This window comes from Streptomyces zaomyceticus, from assembly GCF_014656215.1.
Taxonomy (GTDB): Bacteria; Actinomycetota; Actinomycetes; order Streptomycetales; family Streptomycetaceae; genus Streptomyces; species Streptomyces zaomyceticus.
Map to the genome: position 1 here is coordinate 369,917 of NZ_BNBZ01000003.1, position 15,390 is coordinate 385,306.

The window sequence follows — 15,390 nt, forward strand, 5'->3', positions numbered from 1 at the left end:
GCCACCGGCCCGCCGAGCACGCCGCACCGGGCCTTCGGCGGTGCCGGACACGCCGGATAAAGTCGCTGACATGGCACGGATTGTGGTGATCGGCGCGGGACTCGGCGCCATGGCGGCGGCGGCCCGGCTGGCCGTGGCGGGCCACCGGGTGACGGTGTACGAGCGGGGCTCGACGTACGGCGGCGCGGTCGGCCGCCACGAGCGGGACGGCTTCGCCTTCGACACGGGCCCGGGGCTGCTGCATCTGCCCGCCGTGTACCGGGACCTGTTCGTGAAGACCGGCAAGGAAGCGCTGGAGGAGTGCGTCACGCTGACGCAGGTCGACCCGGCGAGCCGTCATGTCTTCGCCGACGGCACCCGGGTGGACCTGCCGAACGCCTCCCGGGCCGGTACGGTCGCCGCCCTGGACGCGGCGCTCGGCGCGGGCGCTGGCGAGCGCTGGGGCGAGTTCCTGGTGCGGGCCCGCGAGGCCTGGGACCGCACCCGCCGGCCGCTCCTGGAGGAGCCGCAGCCGGACGACCCGGCGCCCCTGGCCCGTGAGCCGTATCCGGCCCTGAAGGCCGGCCTGTTGCGCCGTCCGACGACGACGCTCGCGCAGATCGGGGCGCGGGAGCTGCGCGATCCCCGGCTCGCCGCCCTGCTCGACGCGTACGCGTGGACGTACGGCTTCGACCCGGCCACCGCCCCGGCCTCGGCCGCCGTCCTGCCGTACATGGAGCAGACCTTCGGCAGTTGGTACGTGGCCGGGGGCCTGCGGGCGCTCGCCGACGCGGTGTACGAGCGCTGCCGGAAGCGGCGTGTCGAGTTCGTCTTCGACACGCCCGTGGAGGACGTCCTGGAGAAGGACGGCCGGGCGGTGGGCGTCCGGCTGGCCGGCGGCGGGACCGTCGAGGCCGACCATGTCGTCTCGGGTGCGCCGGTGCCGGCCCTGTACCGCGATCACGTCGTCGCGTGGAGCGACGGCGACGACCGGCCGCGCCATCAGGTGATCGGGACGAGCCGTGTGACGGTCTGTCTGGCCCTGCGCGGGGCGCGGGAGGCGGAGGCGGTCCACCGCACCGTCGTGCACGCCGAGGGCGGGCGCCCGACGGTGACCGTGCTGCGCCCGGACGACCCGGCGCTGCGCCCGGACGCCGACCACGAGGCGCTGACGGTGACGGCGACCGTGCGGTCGGACCAGGAGCGGGACGCCGCCGGGTGGGAGGCCATCGCCGGGCTGATGGTCGAGGCGGCCGGGCGGGCGGTCCCGGCGCTCGGGGAGCGGCTGCTCAGCCGGCACGTGCGCACTCCGGAGGACGTCCGGCGGGACACCGGCTCCGCCGAGGTGCCGGGACCGGCGCTCGCCGGCGCGGGCGGCCGGCTGCTCCCCGCCGACAACCGCTCCCCGCTGCCCGGCCTCTGGTTCGCGGGCGGCTGGTCCCACCCGGGCGGCGGGCTCTCCCACGCCGGCATGTCGGGCGCGCTGGTGGCCGGATTCATCGTGGAGGGCGCGGACTTCCGGGGCTCCCGGTAGACGTGCGTGTGGGGGCCGCCGGACTCGCCGGCGGCCCCCACACACCCACTCAGTACCGGTACTGCTGCTGGTCGTCCGGGTGCGGCTCATAGCCGTAAGGGCTCGGGGCCTGCTGTTGCTGCGGCTGCTGCTGGGGGGCCGGCTCGGTGTCGCGCTGCTGCGGGACCCAGACGCCGCCGGGCGGCGTGTCGTAGGTGTACGAGGGGGCGTAGCCGTCGCCGTAGTAGGAGCCGTACTGCTGGCCGTCCGTGCCGGGACCGATGTACGGGTCGGAGTAGGCGGCGTACTGCTGCTGCCCGGCGGTCTGGCCGTAGTCGTAGGCCGGCTGCTGCTGCCCGTACGAGGGTGCGTAGGGGTCGTACCCCGTGTCGTAGCCGGTCTCGTAACCCGTGTCGTAGCCGGTGCCGGCGGCCTGCGGAGCACCCTGGCCGGGGTTCTGGCCCATGTCGTAGACCCCGTACTGGCCGGTGTCCTCGGGCATCGGCAGGGGCTCGTAGACCGCGGCGGCCTCGGCGGCGGCCGGGTCGTCGGCCCCCTCGTGCCCGGCGTACCGGGTGTCCTCGGCGTCGTAGGACAGCTCGGTGACCTCGAGGGTGGGCCCGGCCTGCGCCGGAGCGCCCGACCTGCGGCGGCGGCTGGCGCCCGGGCTGCCCCCGATGGCCCAGCCGGTGGAGAAGCCGCGGCGGAAGGAGAGCGTCACATAGGTCTGGCCGACGGCGAAGGCGACGGCCCCGACGATGATGACCACCACCGAGGGCATCAACACGCCGAGGACCACGCCGAGAAAGCCGCAGAAGGCGAGCACGCGCCAGCGCAGCCGCGCCTTGTACTGGAGGAGCACCTCCCCCAGCAGCCACAGTGCGACCACGCCGAACGCGATGTAGAGGACCGTCCACCCCATGCCCCGCCGCCCCTCTCCACGGTCACCGCCGCGGGTCGGGGCGGGTACGACCGGTCACGACTGCTGGTGCAGTCCGAGATTCTCGTAGATCTCGATCGCGGTGGAGCTGTTCAGCGTGATGAAGTGCAGTCCGGGGACACCCTCGGAGAGCAGCCGCGCGCAGAACTCCGTCGCGAACTCGATACCGATGGAGCGTACAGCGGCGGGATCGTCCTTGACGGCGAGGATGCGCTCTTTCACATCCGGGGGGAAGTGGGCGTTGCTCAGCTGGGGCAGTCGGCCGAGGGTCTTCACGTTCACAACGGGCATGACCTCGGGGATGATCGGGGTCTCGCAGCCCGCCTTGGCGACGCTGTCGCGCAGCCGCAGATAGTTCTCCGGGTCGAAGAACATCTGGGTGATCGCGTAGTCGGCACCGGCGCGGCACTTGTCCACGAAGTGCCGGATGTCCGTGTCCCAGTCGGAGGAGCGGGGGTGCATCTCCGGGAAGGCGGCGACGCCCACGCAGAAGTCGCCGGACTCCTTGATGAGCCGGACGAGGTCGACGGCGTACTTCACGCCCTCCGGGTGCTCGACCCAATCCCCCAGCGGGTCGCCCGGCGGGTCGCCGCGGACGGCGAGCATGTTGCGGATGCCGGCGTCGGCATACTGGCCGAGGATGTTCCGCAGCTCGGCGACCGAGTGGTCGACGGCCGTGAGGTGGGCGACCGGGGTCAGCGTGGTGTCGGAGGCGATCTTCTGGGTGGCCTTGACGGTGCCGCCGCGGGTGGAACCGCCGGCGCCGTAGGTCACGGAGACGAAGCTGGGGCCGACCGCCTCGACGCGGCGCATCGCGTTGTAGAGGACCTGCTCGCCCTTCTCGGTCCGGGGCGCGAAGAACTCGAAGGAGTACGACGTGCCGCCGGAGGCGAGGATCTCGCGGACCGTGCGGGCGCGGTCCGAGCGGACGGAAGCGGTACCAAGGGCCATACGGGCAGGTTAGACGTGGTGCGGTGGGCGGCGTGAACGGCGTCCGAGTGATGGACACCTTTTCGGACAGCCGGCCGGGCGGATCGTTGGACGAACGAACGGACGCCCCGGCGGGCCCGGCACGGGACCCCGGCGTCGCCACCACCCGCCGGACCTGGGCCTACTCGCCCGCGCGCTCCCGGACCCGCTTCGCCAGGGCCGCCGTCGCGGCGGCCGGGTCGTCGGCCTCGGTGATCGCCCGGACGACGACGATCCGGCGCGCGCCGGCGTCCAGGACCTGGTCCAGATTCGTCTCGTCGATGCCGCCGATGGCGAACCAGGGGCGGTCCTGGGCGAGGCCGGCCGCGTACCGCACGAGGTCGAGTCCCGGCGCGTACCGTCCGGGCTTGGTGGGGGTGGGCCAGCAGGGCCCGGTGCAGAAGTAGTCGACGCCCGGTTCGACGGCGGCGGCGGCCGCCTCGGACTCGGCGTGGCAGGAGCGGCCGATCAGCACCTCGTCGCCGAGGATCGCGCGGGCGGCGGGCACGGGCAGGTCGCCCTGGCCCAGGTGCAGCACGTCGGAGGCGATGGCGTGGGCGACGTCGGCCCGGTCGTTCACCGCGAGGAGCCTGCCGTGCCGGCGGGCCGCCTCGGCGAAGACGGCGAGGTGCTCCAGCTCCTCGCCGGCCTCCATGCCCTTGTCGCGGAGCTGCACGATGTCCACACCGGAGGAGAGCACGGCGTCGAGGAAGTCGGGCAGGTCGCCCTGGCGCTTCCGGGCGTCGGTGCACAGGTACAGCCGGGCGTCGGCGAGCCGCTCACGAGGCGTGGGCATGGGTGGTTCCCCCGTCGGTTGCACGGGGTGGCTCCCCCGTCGGTGTCACGGGGACTGTCCCCGCGCGTGTCGCGGAGGCCGCGGCGGCCGGCCCGTCGGGGGCCGGTCGCCGCGACACCCGCCGGTGGTGTCTTCGGTGCGGTGTCAGAGAGCGAGCGCCTGGGCGCGGCGCTTCACCTCCGTGCCGCGGTTCTCGTTGAGCGCCTGCGCGGGCGTGCCCGGCAGGCTCTCGTCCGGAGTGAAGAGCCACTCCAGCATCTCCTCGTCGGTGAAGCCGTCGTCCCGCAGCACGGTCAGGAGTCCGACGAGACCCTTGACGATCTTGTCGCCCTGGATGAAGGCGGCGGGGATCTGCAGGGCGTTGTTCTCTCCACGGCGCACGGCGATCAGCTGACCTTCCTTGATCAGCTGCCGCACGCGCGTCACCTCGACATCGAGCATCTCCGCGATGTCGGGCACATAGAGCCAGGCGGGGACGAGCGCATCGATCTTTACGTCAATCTCGGTCACAGGACAAGCCTGCCATCCCGGACTGACAGTCGGTAGTCGGGCCCCAGGCCCGGCCCTAGGCAGTCGCGGCCTTCAGGGGTACGGAGGGGTCCGCCGCGCGCGCGGGATCGACGGCGGTGGCCGATTCGATGAGCTTGCGGCCCTGGGCCAGGTCACGGGGGCGGCCGACGGCGAGGAGGGCCACCGGCACCCCCTCCCGCAGCCAGAGCACGGACCAGGCCTCCTCCGCCGGGTCGCCGCGCCACAGCAGCTCGTCCGCGTCCTCGTGGTCGCCGACGTACTGGACGAAGCGGCCAAACTGCTCGGACCAGAAGTACGGGACGGGGTCGTACGGCCCCGGGTCGGCCCCGGTGATCACCCCGGTGATCGCCGCGGCGACCGTGCGGGGGCCCTGGAGCGCGTTGTCCCAGTGGTGGACGAGGAGGCGCCGGCCGTAGCGGGCGGACGGGAAGGAGGCGCAGTCGCCGACGGCGTACACATCGGGCAGGGAGGTGCGCAGCCGCTCGTCGGCGGTGACGGCGCCGCTCGGGTCCAGGGCGATGCCGGAGCCGATGAGCCAGTCGGTGGCCGGGCGGGCACCGATGCCGACGACGACGGCGTCGGCGGGCAGCTCGCGGCCGTCGGCGAGGACGACCCTGCCCGGTTCGACGGTGTCCACGCGCGCGTGGGTGAGGAGTTCCGCGCCGTTCTCCTCGTACCACTCGGCCATGGGGGTGGTGACCTCGGCGGGCAGGGCCCCGGCGAGGGGGCGGTCGGCGGCCTCGACGACGGTGACGGCGCAGCCGGCCTGGCGTGCGGCGGTGGCGAATTCGGCGCCGATCCATCCGGCGCCGACGACCACGACGCTGTGGCGGCTCTCCAGGACGGGCCCGAGGCGTACGGCGTCGTCGAGGGTCCGCAGCAGATGGACCCCGGGGACGCCTTCGGTGCCGGGCAGCATGACGGGGTGGGCGCCGGTGGCGACGACCAGGGTGTCGTAGGCGACGGGTCCGGTTTCGGTGTCGATCTCGTGGTCGGCGGCGCGCAGCCCGGTGACGTCGAGGCCGAGGCGGAGCTCGACGCCGAGGTCCTCGAAGTCGACCTCGAAGGCGGAGTGCTCGGCCTTGCCGAGGAGGACGGCCTTGGAGAGCGGGGGCCGGTCGTAGGGCTGGTGGGGCTCGGCCCCGATGAGGGTCACGGGGCCGGTGAAGCCCTGTTCGCGCAGGGCGACGGCGGTCTGTACGCCCGCCATCCCGGCTCCGACGATCACGACGTGGTGCTGTGCCTGCTTCTGCTCGCTCACCCGACCACCTTACGCATCTGACGAACCGTCAGGAAGGGAGGGGTTCCCGGCCCCGCGGAGACGGAAGCTAGTCTGGCGGGCGTAAAGCACTCGCGGGAGCCCGGACGCACCGGGCTGAGAGGGAGGCTGGGACGGCCTCCGACCGTACGAACCTGATCCGGGTCATGCCGGCGAAGGGAGGGGCTGGACGCCCATGCGTTCTTCCGATGTCCACGCGTCCGCGGTGGAAGTGCCCGCCGTCCACGCGTCCGACGCCGATACCGCTACCGCTACCGCTACCGCTACCGAGAGATCCGACCTCCGCGGATCCGACGTCCTCGTGATCGGGGGCGGCATCATCGGTCTGGTCACGGCGTGGCGGGCCGCGCGGCGAGGGCTGCGCACCGCCGTCGTCGACCCCGACCCGGGCGGCGGCGCCGCGCGGGTCGCGGCCGGGATGCTCGCCGCCGTCACCGAACTCCACTACGGCGAGGAGACCCTCCTCGGCCTCAATCTCGCCTCCGCCGCGCGCTATCCCGCGTTCGTCGCCGAGCTCGAGGAGTCCACCGGCCACGACGTCGGCTACCGCGCCTGCGGCACCCTCGCCGTCGCCCTCGACGCCGACGACCGCTCCCACCTGCGCGAACTGCACGCCCTGCAGACCCGCTGCGGACTCACCTCCGAATGGCTCAGCGGCCGCGAGTGCCGCCGCCTCGAACCCATGCTCGCCCCCGGGGTACGCGGCGGACTTCGGGTCGACGGCGACCACCAGGTCGACCCGCGCCGGCTCGCCGCCGCGCTCCTCCTCGCCTGCCGACGGGCCGGGGTGGTCTTCCACCACTCCCTCGCCCAGAGCCTGACGGTGGTACGGGACCGGGCCCGCGGCGCCGTACTCGCGGGCGGCGAGGAACTGACCGCCGACCAGGTCGTCCTCGCCGCGGGCAGCCTGAGCGGGCGCCTCGCGGGCGTGCCCGACGAGGTCCTGCCGCCGGTGCGCCCCGTGAAGGGACAGGTGCTGCGGCTGCGCGTACCGGCCCCGTACGCCCCCTTCCTCTCCCGGACCGTCCGGGCCGTCGTCCGCGGCAGCCACGTCTACCTGGTACCCCGCGAGAACGGCGAACTCGTCGTCGGCGCCACCAGCGAGGAGCTGGGCTGGGACACCACGGTGACCGCCGGCGGGGTGTACGAGCTGCTGCGCGACGCCCACGAACTCGTCCCCGGGCTCACCGAACTCCCGCTCACCGAGACCCTGGCGGGCCTGCGCCCCGCCTCCCCCGACAACGCGCCGCTGCTCGGCCCCACCGCACTGCCCGGCCTGCACCTGGCCACCGGCCACTACCGCAACGGGGTCCTGCTCACCCCCCTCACCGGCGACGTCATGGCCGAGGTGCTCACCACGGGCGTCCTGCCCGACGAGGCCCGCCCCTTCACCCCCCGCCGTTTTTCCCCTACTTCTCCCGTACGTCAGGAGCAGCCCGCATGAACGTGTCGGTGAACGGAGAGCCGCGCGTGCTCTCCGGCCCCCTCTCCCTCGACGCCCTCGTCGCCACCCTCACCACCTCACGGTCCGGGGTCGCCGCCGCCCTCAACGAGACGGTCGTACCGCGCGGCGAATGGGCCGCGACGCTGCTCGGCGAAGGCGACCGGGTGGAGGTCCTCACCGCGGTGCAGGGGGGCTGAACGCGATGTCCGACGACGTGTTCACCCTCGGGGGTACGGAGTTCTCCTCGCGCCTCATCATGGGCACCGGCGGGGCCCCCAGCCTCGACGTCCTGGAGCGCTCGCTCGTCGCCAGCGGCACCGAGCTGACGACGGTCGCCATGCGGCGCCTCGACCCGACCGTCCAGGGCTCGGTCCTCTCCGTCCTCGAACGCCTCGGCATCCGGGTCCTGCCCAACACGGCCGGCTGCTTCACGGCGGGCGAGGCGGTCCTGACCGCCCGGCTCGCCCGCGAGGCGCTCGGCACGGACTGGATCAAGCTGGAGGTCGTCGCCGACGAACGGACCCTGCTGCCCGACGGCGAGGAACTCCTCGACGCGGCGGAGACGCTGGTCGACGACGGCTTCACGGTGCTCCCGTACACCAATGACGACCCGGTCCTCGCACGGAAGCTGGAGGACGTCGGCTGCGCGGCGATCATGCCGCTCGGCTCCCCCATCGGCTCGGGACTCGGCATCCGCAACCCGCACAACTTCCAGCTGATCACGGAACGGGCCGGGGTCCCGGTGATCCTCGACGCGGGGGCCGGCACGGCGTCCGACGCGGCGCTCGCGATGGAGCTGGGGTGCGCGGCGGTGATGCTGGCCTCGGCGGTGACCCGGGCGCAGGAGCCGGTCCTGATGGCCTCGGCGATGCGGCACGCGGTCGAAGCGGGGCGACTGGCGCATCGGGCGGGGCGCATTCCCCGCCGCCACTTCGCGGAGGCGTCGTCCCCGACGGAAGGCCGCGCCACCCTGGACCCGGAACGCCCGGCGTTCTGACCGACACCCCGCTGTGGGCATTCGTTCCTCCCCCGGACGGAGTCCGGGGGAGGAACGAATGCCCACACGGCGGTGAGCAACGCCCGGCCGAGGCGCGACGCGGCGCCCGGTGAACCGTCCGCCCTCCCGAGGGCGGGCCTCGGCCGCCACTCGTCGAAGCGGTGCGGGCCTCGTCACAGCTGGGCTGCAGTCGGGGGCGCCCGGGCCGAGCCCCCCGCCCCCGGCTCGTAGACTCGACGCCGTGGACACGACCCTTCAGGACCCCCTCGTCGGGCGGCTGCTCGACGGCCGCTACCGCGTCGACGCGCGCATCGCCGTCGGCGGGATGGCCACGGTCTACCGGGCCGTGGACACCCGTCTCGACCGCGTCCTCGCGCTCAAGGTGATGCACCCGGCACTCGCCACCGACGCCGCCTTCGTCGAGCGTTTCATCCGCGAGGCGAAGTCCGTGGCCCGGCTCTCGCACCCCAACGTCGTGGGTGTCTTCGACCAGGGCGCCGAGGGCGCGTACGTCTATCTGGCGATGGAGTACGTCGCCGGCTGCACCCTCCGCGACGTCCTGCGCGAGCGCGGCGCCCTCGCGCCCCGGGCCGCCCTCGACATCCTGGAGCCCGTGCTCGCCGCGCTCGGCGCCGCGCACCGGGCCGGGTTCGTGCACCGGGACATGAAGCCGGAGAACGTCCTGATAGGGGACGACGGCCGGGTGAAGGTCGCCGACTTCGGTCTGGTCCGGGCCGTGGGCTCGGCGACGGCCACCACCGGCTCGGTCCTCGGAACGGTCTCCTATCTGGCACCGGAGCAGATCGAGCACGGCACCGCCGACACCCGCGCCGACGTGTACGCGTGTGGTGTCGTCCTGTACGAGATGCTGACCGGCGGCAAGCCGCATTCCGGCGACACCCCCGCCCAGGTGCTCTACCAGCACCTCAACACGGACGTTCCCGCTCCCTCGGCCACCGTTCCCGGGCTGGCCCCGGAGCTGGACGAGCTGGTCGCGGCGGCCACGGCCCGCGACCCCGAGGTCCGTCCGCACGACGCCGTCGCTCTGCTCGCCCTCCTCCGGGAGGCCCGCGCCGGGCTCGGTGACGAGCAGCTGGACGCCGTACCCCCGCAGGCCCTGTCCGAGGCTCCCCGGGACACGGCGGAGGACCGGACCAGTGTGATCGCCCGGCCGGTGCCGGCCGACGCCGGGCAGGTGCTGCACACGAACCGGCTGCCGGCGCCCGAGGCTCCCCCGTCCGGCCGCCGGGGGTTCCGCCGGAGGCCGCCGAACGGCCCGCTCGCCCTGGTCATCGGCGTTCTCCTGGCCCTCGGTCTGGGCGCCGGTGTCTGGTACATCAACTCCGGCCAGTTCACCCGGGTCCCCGCCGTGCTCGGCCAGACCGAGGCGGCCGCGACGAAGCGGGTCACCGACGCCGGACTGGAGGTCGGCACCACGAAGCGCGCGTTCAGCGACGTGTACGAGCGCGGCACCGTGATGGCCTCCGACCCGGCCCCCGGCGAGCGCCTCCGGGGCAACGGCACCGTGACCCTCACCCTCTCCCGGGGCCCGGAGATCGTGAAGGTGCCCAATCTCAAGAACAAGCCGCTCGCCGAGGCCAAGCGCGCCCTGGAGGAGGAGGGCCTGGCGGCCGGTGTGATCACCACCGCGTTCAGCGACACCGTCGCCCAGGGCTCCGTGATCTCCTCCGACCCCGAGCCCGGCACCGACCGCGCCCCCGACTCGGCCGTCGCCCTGGTCGTCAGCAAGGGCTCTCCGATCGACGTGCCGGACGTCACCGGGGAGACCGTCGCCGACGCCACGGCGGCGCTCCAGGAGGCCGGGCTCGAGGTGGTGGTCGCGCCGGAGCGGATCGACTCCCCGGAGGACGCGGGATCGGTCGCCGCCCAGTCCCTCGCCGAGGGCAGCCGCGCCGCCGAGGGCGACACGATCACCCTGACCGTCTCCAAGGGCCCGAAGCTCGTCGAGGTCCCGGACGTCACCGGCGAGACCACCGACGACGCGCGTACGGCCCTGGAGGAGGCCGGCTTCGAGGTGGAGGTCAAGAAGTCCTTCCCCTACCTCGGCGACACCGTCGCGAGCCAGTCCGTCGAGGGCGGCTCCACCGCGCCCGAGGGCTCCACCGTCACGATCACGATCAAGGGACTGTAGGAACTGATGCGCAACCCCGTCGGCGGCCATGTCCCCGTGGCCGGTGGCCTCGCCACGATCGGCCTCGGCTACGCCCGTGAGCTCGGCGCCGAGACCGTGCAGGTCTTCGTCGCCAATCCGCGCGGCTGGGCCACCCCGCCCGGCAATCCCGCCCAGGACGAGCGGTTCCGCGCCGAGTGCGCGGCCGAGTCGATCTCGGCCTGGGTCCACGCCCCGTATCTGATCAATTTCGGCTCCCACACCGAGGCCACCGCGGAGAAGTCGGTGGAGTCGATGCGGCACTCGCTGCGGCGGGGCCGGGAGATCGGCGCGAAGGGTGTGGTGGTGCACACCGGCTCGGCGACCGGGGGCCGTCCGCGCGCGGTGGCGCTCGCCCAGGTCCGGGAGCGCCTGCTGCCGCTGCTCGACGAGCTGACGCACGAGGACGACCCGGATCTGCTCCTGGAGTCGACGGCTGGCCAGGGGTTCTCCCTCTGCTCGCGCGCGGAGGACTTCGGACCGTACTTCGACGCGCTCGACCGGCACCCCAAGCTCGGGATCTGCCTCGACACCTGCCACATCTTCGCCGCCGGCCACGATCTGACCGGCCCGCACGGCGCGACGCAGACGCTGGACGCGCTGGTGGCGACCGTGGGCGAGGGCCGGCTGAAGCTGATCCACGCCAACGACTCCCAGGATGTCGTCGGCGCGCGCAAGGACCGGCACGCGAACATCGGTGTGGGGCACATCGGCGAGGACGGGTTCAGGAACCTGCTCCGGCACCCGGCGACCGACGGCGTGCCGCTGATCATCGAGACGCCCGGCGGCAAGGCGGGTCACCTCGCGGACGTGGAGCTCCTCAAGAAGCTCAGGGACGACACGACTCTCTGTTGAGGAATACCCCAGGGGGGTATACGGTTCCTGTAACGGCAGGCACCGCTACCCGACCATGGGGGCACCCGATGCAGCACGACGCGCACAGCCATCACGACCGCGACACCCACGCGGGCCACGAGGGTCACCCGGGCCACGCCGACCCCACCGCGGGACACGCCGCGGGACACGAGAGCCACCAGAAGCAGCACGGCGGTCACCACGAGCAGCACGGCGGCGGTCACCACGCCCCCGGCAAGGTCTCCTGGTCCATGGCGGCCAAGGCCACGCTGCACTGCCTCACCGGCTGCGCCATCGGCGAGGTGCTCGGCATGGTCATCGGCACCGCGCTCGGCTGGGGCAACACGCAGACGATGATCCTCGCGATCGTGCTGGCCTTCTTCTTCGGCTACGCGCTCACGCTGCGCGGCATCCTGGCCGCCGGCGTCGATTTCAAGACAGCCTTCAAGGTCGCCCTCGCCGCCGACACCCTCTCCATCGCGGTGATGGAGATCATCGACAACGGCATCATCGCGCTCTGGCCCGGCGCCATGGACGCCCACCTCTCCGAGCCGTTCTTCTGGATCGTGCTCGCGATCGCGCTCGCCGCCGCCTTCGTGATCACCACACCGGTCAACAAGTGGATGATCGGCCGCGGCAAGGGCCATGCGGTGGTCCACCAGTACCACCACTGAGCCGCCCCACCGCGCACCACCACAGGAACCACTGGAACCACAGGAACCACAGGATCCACCACGGAACACCACCGCCGATCAGCGGCGGCACGGCGAGGAGCGGGGACGGCTCGGGACGGCGCTACAGCTCCGGGCCGTCTCCCGGCTCCTCCTGGTACGAGTAGCGCTGCTCCGTCCAGGGGTCGCCGAGGTTGTGATAGCCCCGCTCCTCCCAGAAGCCGCGCCGGTCGGCGGCCATGTACTCCACGCCCCTGACCCACTTCGGGCCCTTCCAGGCGTACAGGTGCGGAACGACCAGCCGCAACGGGAAGCCGTGCTCGGCGGTGAGCAGCTCCCCGTCCTTGTGGGTGGCGAAGATCGTACGGTCCGAGGCGAAGTCGTCGAGCCGCATGTTGGCGCTGTATCCGTACTCGGCCCAGACCATCACATGGGTGACCTGGGGCGCCGGCGGGGCGAGCTCGAGCACCGTACGGGCGGGGACACCACCCCATTCGGCCCCGAGCATGCTGAACTTCGTGACGCAGTGCAGATCGGCCACGACCGAGGAGAACGGCAGGGCCGAGAACTCCTCGTGGTTCCAGCACCGCTTGTCACCGTCGGCCGTCGCGCCGAAGACCCGGAACTCCCAGCGGTCCGGCTTGAACTTGGGGACGGGCCCGTAGTGGGTGACCGGCCAGCCGCGCTGGAGCCGCTGACCAGGCGGAAGGTCCGGCGAACGATCCGGCTGCCCCGCTTCCCGGTGTACTCCGCTCTCCGGCTGACCCATGTCATCCATGGTGACAGACCGCGAGGGGTGGTCATGACCAGGCGACGTCCGACGGGCGAGGATCGGGGCAACTCCCACTAAGCCTGCACTTACTGGACGCCCCCCATTCGGGGTGCGAGGATGCGGCCATCCTGCCCAGTGACGGCGTAGACACGCAACGTGGAAGGAGCCTCTGCGATGCAGGGCGACCCCGAGGTCCTCGAGTTCCTCAACGAGCAGCTGACCGGCGAGCTGACGGCCATCAACCAGTACTGGCTGCACTACCGCATCCAGGACAACAAGGGGTGGACGAAGCTCGCCAAATACACCCGCGAAGAGTCCATCGATGAGATGAAGCACGCGGACAAGCTGACCGAGCGCATTCTGATGCTCGACGGCCTGCCCAATTACCAGCGGCTCTTCCATGTGCGGGTCGGCCAGACCCTCACCGAGATGTTCCAGGCGGACCGCCAGGTCGAGGTCGAGGCGATCGACCGCCTGAAGCGCGGCATCGAGGTCATGCGGGCCAAGGGGGACATCACGTCCGCCAACCTCTTCGAGGAGATCCTGGCCGACGAGGAGCACCACATCGACTACCTGGACACGCAGCTGGAGCTGATCGAGTCCCTGGGCGAGGCGCTCTACATCTCGACGCTCATCGAGCAGCCCAGCTGACCCACCCGCGAGCCCCGGTCGGTATCAGTCGGCCCCGGGCAGGGCCTGTGCGGCCCAGGCGGCCTCAGGCGGCTTCGGAGAGCCCCTCGGGCTCGACGGCGTCGGCCGCGAGCGCGGGCATCCCCTGGTTCACCAGTTCGCGCCGGGGGCAGTTGCCGCGGCCGAGGATGGCCTGAATGCGTCGGACGCAGGAACCGCAGTCCGTTCCGGCCTTGCAGGCCGAGGCGATCTGGCGCGGCGTGCAGGCGCCCGCGTCCGCATGCTGCTTGACCTGCTTCTCCGTGACACCGAAGCATGAGCAGACGTACAACGCGGTTCACCTCCCGCCGTGATCGATTAGGCTAACCTAACCTTACCCGGCGGCACGGGACCGTAAAAGCCCTTCATACGACGATGGGGCGCGGATCACATGGATCCGCGCCCCATCGTTGTAGGTACCTACTTACTGATCGCGGTACATCTCCGCGACCAGGAACGCCAGGTCGAGGGACTGGCTGCGGTTGAGCCGCGGGTCGCAGGCCGTCTCGTAGCGCTGGTGCAGGTCGTCGACGAAGATCTCGTCGCCGCCGCCCACGCACTCGGTGACGTCGTCACCGGTGAGCTCGACGTGGATGCCGCCCGGGTGGGTGCCCAGCGCCTTGTGGACCTCGAAGAAGCCCTTGACCTCGTCGAGCACGTCGTCGAAGCGGCGCGTCTTGTGGCCGGAGGCGGCCTCGAAGGTGTTGCCGTGCATCGGGTCGGTGACCCAGGCGACGACGGCTCCGGAGGCGGTGACCTTCTCGACCAGCTCGGGGAGCTTGTCGCGGACCTTGTCGGCGCCCATGCGGACGATGAACGTCAGCCGGCCCGGGTCGCGGTCGGGGTCCAGGCGGTCGATGTAGGTGAGCGCCTCGTCCACCGAGGTGGTCGGGCCCAGCTTGATGCCGATCGGGTTCGCGATGCGCGCGGCGAACTCGATGTGGGCGTGGTCGAGCTGGCGGGTGCGCTCACCGACCCAGACCATGTGGCCCGAGGTGTCGTACAGCTTGCCGGTGCGCGAGTCCGTACGGGTCAGAGCGCCCTCGTAGTCGAGCAGCAGCGCCTCGTGGGAGGCGTAGAACTCGACGGCCTTGAACTCCGCGGGGTCGGTGCCGCAGGCCTTCATGAAGTTCAGCGCGTTGTCGATCTCGCGGGCGAGCGCCTCGTAGCGCTGGCCCGAGGGGGACGACTTCACGAAGTCCTGGTTCCAGGCGTGCACCTGGCGCAGGTCGGCGTAGCCGCCGGTGGTGAAGGCGCGCACCAGGTTGAGCGTGGAGGCGGACGCGTTGTACATCCGCTTCAGGCGCTCGGGGTCCGGGACGCGGGAGGCCTCGTTGAAGTCGAAGCCGTTGACCGAGTCGCCGCGGTACGTCGGCAGGGTCACACCGTCGCGGGTCTCGGTGCCCTTGGAGCGGGGCTTCGAGTACTGGCCGGCGATACGGCCGACCTTCACCACGGGCACGGAGGCCGCATAGGTGAGGACGGCGCTCATCTGGAGCAGCGTCTTGAGCTTGGCCCTGATGTGGTCGGCGGACACGGCGTCGAAGGCCTCGGCACAGTCGCCGCCCTGGAGCAGGAACGCCTCGCCACGGGCGACGGCTCCCATCCGGGCACGCAGCTGGTCGCACTCGCCGGCGAAGACGAGCGGAGGATACGACTCGAGGTCCGCGATCACATCGCGCAGAGCCTCGGCATCGGGGTACTCGGGCTGCTGCGCCGCGGGCAGGTCTCGCCAGGTCGCCTTGGCGACGGCGTGGGAATCAGCGTTCACGGTCACACGCACAACATTACGGGGTTCTTCGTCC

Annotated in this window: 16 protein-coding genes and 1 riboswitch; of the genes, 8 read left to right on the forward strand and 8 right to left on the reverse strand. The window is 72.2% G+C overall.

The annotated features are described in order from the left end of the window. The first annotated feature begins 70 nt into the window (after window positions 1–70). Window positions 71–1,513, forward strand: a complete 1,443-nt coding sequence (locus IE311_RS06755) for a phytoene desaturase family protein (RefSeq protein ID WP_189830641.1) — start codon at window positions 71–73, stop codon at window positions 1,511–1,513. Window positions 1,514–1,562: 49 nt separating this feature from the next. On the opposite strand, the gene IE311_RS06760 is transcribed toward IE311_RS06755, so the two are convergent. The 5 genes from IE311_RS06760 to IE311_RS06780 all read right to left on the reverse strand — a co-directional run bounded on the left by IE311_RS06760 (window position 1,563) and on the right by IE311_RS06780 (window position 5,989). Continuing rightward, window positions 1,563–2,414 carry a hypothetical protein gene (locus tag IE311_RS06760; protein WP_189830642.1) on the reverse strand — a complete coding sequence of 284 codons (852 nt, stop codon included), beginning with the start codon at window positions 2,412–2,414 and terminating at the stop codon, window positions 1,563–1,565. A gap of 54 nt (window positions 2,415–2,468) precedes the next feature. Continuing rightward, window positions 2,469–3,383 carry a methylenetetrahydrofolate reductase [NAD(P)H] gene (gene metF, locus IE311_RS06765; RefSeq protein ID WP_189830643.1) on the reverse strand — a complete coding sequence of 305 codons (915 nt, stop codon included), beginning with the start codon at window positions 3,381–3,383 and terminating at the stop codon, window positions 2,469–2,471. Window positions 3,384–3,543: 160 nt separating this feature from the next. Beyond that, the gene (thiE, locus tag IE311_RS06770) at window positions 3,544–4,197 is read right to left on the reverse strand and encodes a thiamine phosphate synthase (RefSeq protein WP_189830644.1); all 654 of its coding nucleotides are present in this window, start codon (window positions 4,195–4,197) and stop codon (window positions 3,544–3,546) included. Between the two features lie 144 nt (window positions 4,198–4,341). Then, the gene (locus IE311_RS06775) at window positions 4,342–4,707 is read right to left on the reverse strand and encodes an Rv2175c family DNA-binding protein (RefSeq protein ID WP_030219572.1); all 366 of its coding nucleotides are present in this window, start codon (window positions 4,705–4,707) and stop codon (window positions 4,342–4,344) included. Between the two features lie 55 nt (window positions 4,708–4,762). Then, entirely contained in the window at window positions 4,763–5,989 is a 1,227-nt protein-coding gene (locus IE311_RS06780) for an NAD(P)/FAD-dependent oxidoreductase (RefSeq protein ID WP_189830645.1), read from the reverse strand. Window positions 5,990–6,071: 82 nt separating this feature from the next. Continuing rightward, window positions 6,072–6,185: riboswitch (TPP riboswitch) on the forward strand. Between IE311_RS06780 and thiO the strand changes: the two genes are divergently transcribed. From thiO to IE311_RS06810, 6 genes are all read left to right on the forward strand, one after another. Continuing rightward, window positions 6,183–7,451 carry a glycine oxidase ThiO gene (thiO, locus tag IE311_RS06785; protein WP_373313764.1) on the forward strand — a complete coding sequence of 423 codons (1,269 nt, stop codon included), beginning with the start codon at window positions 6,183–6,185 and terminating at the stop codon, window positions 7,449–7,451. Its footprint overlaps the riboswitch before it by 3 nt. Further along, window positions 7,448–7,648, forward strand: coding sequence for a sulfur carrier protein ThiS (gene thiS, locus IE311_RS06790; RefSeq protein ID WP_189830647.1), 201 nt, complete (start codon window positions 7,448–7,450; stop codon window positions 7,646–7,648). Before thiO ends, thiS begins: the two co-directional genes overlap by 4 nt. Before the next feature lie 5 nt (window positions 7,649–7,653). After that, window positions 7,654–8,448 carry a thiazole synthase gene (locus IE311_RS06795; RefSeq protein WP_189830648.1) on the forward strand — a complete coding sequence of 265 codons (795 nt, stop codon included), beginning with the start codon at window positions 7,654–7,656 and terminating at the stop codon, window positions 8,446–8,448. Between the two features lie 241 nt (window positions 8,449–8,689). After that, the gene (gene pknB / locus IE311_RS06800; RefSeq protein ID WP_189830649.1) at window positions 8,690–10,600 is read left to right on the forward strand and encodes a Stk1 family PASTA domain-containing Ser/Thr kinase; all 1,911 of its coding nucleotides are present in this window, start codon (window positions 8,690–8,692) and stop codon (window positions 10,598–10,600) included. 6 nt (window positions 10,601–10,606) lie between these two features. Continuing rightward, on the forward strand, window positions 10,607–11,473 hold the full coding sequence (locus IE311_RS06805) for a deoxyribonuclease IV (RefSeq protein WP_189830650.1): 867 nt from the start codon (window positions 10,607–10,609) through the stop codon (window positions 11,471–11,473). A 68-nt stretch (window positions 11,474–11,541) separates the two neighbouring features. Then, the gene (locus IE311_RS06810) at window positions 11,542–12,147 is read left to right on the forward strand and encodes a DUF4396 domain-containing protein (protein ID WP_189830651.1); all 606 of its coding nucleotides are present in this window, start codon (window positions 11,542–11,544) and stop codon (window positions 12,145–12,147) included. A 121-nt stretch (window positions 12,148–12,268) separates the two neighbouring features. Here IE311_RS06810 and IE311_RS06815 read toward each other — a convergent pair whose 3' ends face one another. Then, on the reverse strand, window positions 12,269–12,913 hold the full coding sequence (locus tag IE311_RS06815; RefSeq protein WP_189830652.1) for a sulfite oxidase-like oxidoreductase: 645 nt from the start codon (window positions 12,911–12,913) through the stop codon (window positions 12,269–12,271). Window positions 12,914–13,090: 177 nt separating this feature from the next. Here IE311_RS06815 and bfr point away from each other — a divergent pair, with 177 nt between their 5' ends. Next, window positions 13,091–13,567, forward strand: a complete 477-nt coding sequence (bfr, locus tag IE311_RS06820) for a bacterioferritin (RefSeq protein WP_030314454.1) — start codon at window positions 13,091–13,093, stop codon at window positions 13,565–13,567. Window positions 13,568–13,631: 64 nt separating this feature from the next. On the opposite strand, the gene IE311_RS06825 is transcribed toward bfr, so the two are convergent. Next, a complete protein-coding gene (locus IE311_RS06825; protein ID WP_189830653.1) occupies window positions 13,632–13,877 on the reverse strand; it encodes a (2Fe-2S)-binding protein in 246 nt (81 codons plus the stop codon). 132 nt (window positions 13,878–14,009) lie between these two features. Further along, window positions 14,010–15,362: a class II 3-deoxy-7-phosphoheptulonate synthase gene (locus IE311_RS06830; RefSeq protein ID WP_189830654.1), complete on the reverse strand. Its 1,353-nt coding sequence runs from the start codon at window positions 15,360–15,362 to the stop codon at window positions 14,010–14,012. Window positions 15,363–15,390 lie beyond the last annotated feature (28 nt).

Bases quoted from the DNA above. Each gene is read 5' to 3' on its own strand.
- IE311_RS06815 (WP_189830652.1), bottom strand. From the start codon at position 12,913: ATGGGTCAGCCGGAGAGCGGAGTACACCGGGAAGCGGGGCAGCCGGAT.
- metF (WP_189830643.1), bottom strand. From the start codon at position 3,383: ATGGCCCTTGGTACCGCTTCCGTCCGCTCGGACCGCGCCCGCACGGTC.
- IE311_RS06810 (WP_189830651.1), top strand. From the start codon at position 11,542: ATGCAGCACGACGCGCACAGCCATCACGACCGCGACACCCACGCGGGC.
- IE311_RS06795 (WP_189830648.1), top strand. From the start codon at position 7,654: ATGTCCGACGACGTGTTCACCCTCGGGGGTACGGAGTTCTCCTCGCGC.
- IE311_RS06805 (WP_189830650.1), top strand. From the start codon at position 10,607: ATGCGCAACCCCGTCGGCGGCCATGTCCCCGTGGCCGGTGGCCTCGCC.
- bfr (WP_030314454.1), top strand. From the start codon at position 13,091: ATGCAGGGCGACCCCGAGGTCCTCGAGTTCCTCAACGAGCAGCTGACC.
- thiO (WP_373313764.1), top strand. From the start codon at position 6,183: ATGCGTTCTTCCGATGTCCACGCGTCCGCGGTGGAAGTGCCCGCCGTC.
- IE311_RS06760 (WP_189830642.1), bottom strand. From the start codon at position 2,414: ATGGGGTGGACGGTCCTCTACATCGCGTTCGGCGTGGTCGCACTGTGG.
- thiS (WP_189830647.1), top strand. From the start codon at position 7,448: ATGAACGTGTCGGTGAACGGAGAGCCGCGCGTGCTCTCCGGCCCCCTC.
- thiE (WP_189830644.1), bottom strand. From the start codon at position 4,197: ATGCCCACGCCTCGTGAGCGGCTCGCCGACGCCCGGCTGTACCTGTGC.
- IE311_RS06755 (WP_189830641.1), top strand. From the start codon at position 71: ATGGCACGGATTGTGGTGATCGGCGCGGGACTCGGCGCCATGGCGGCG.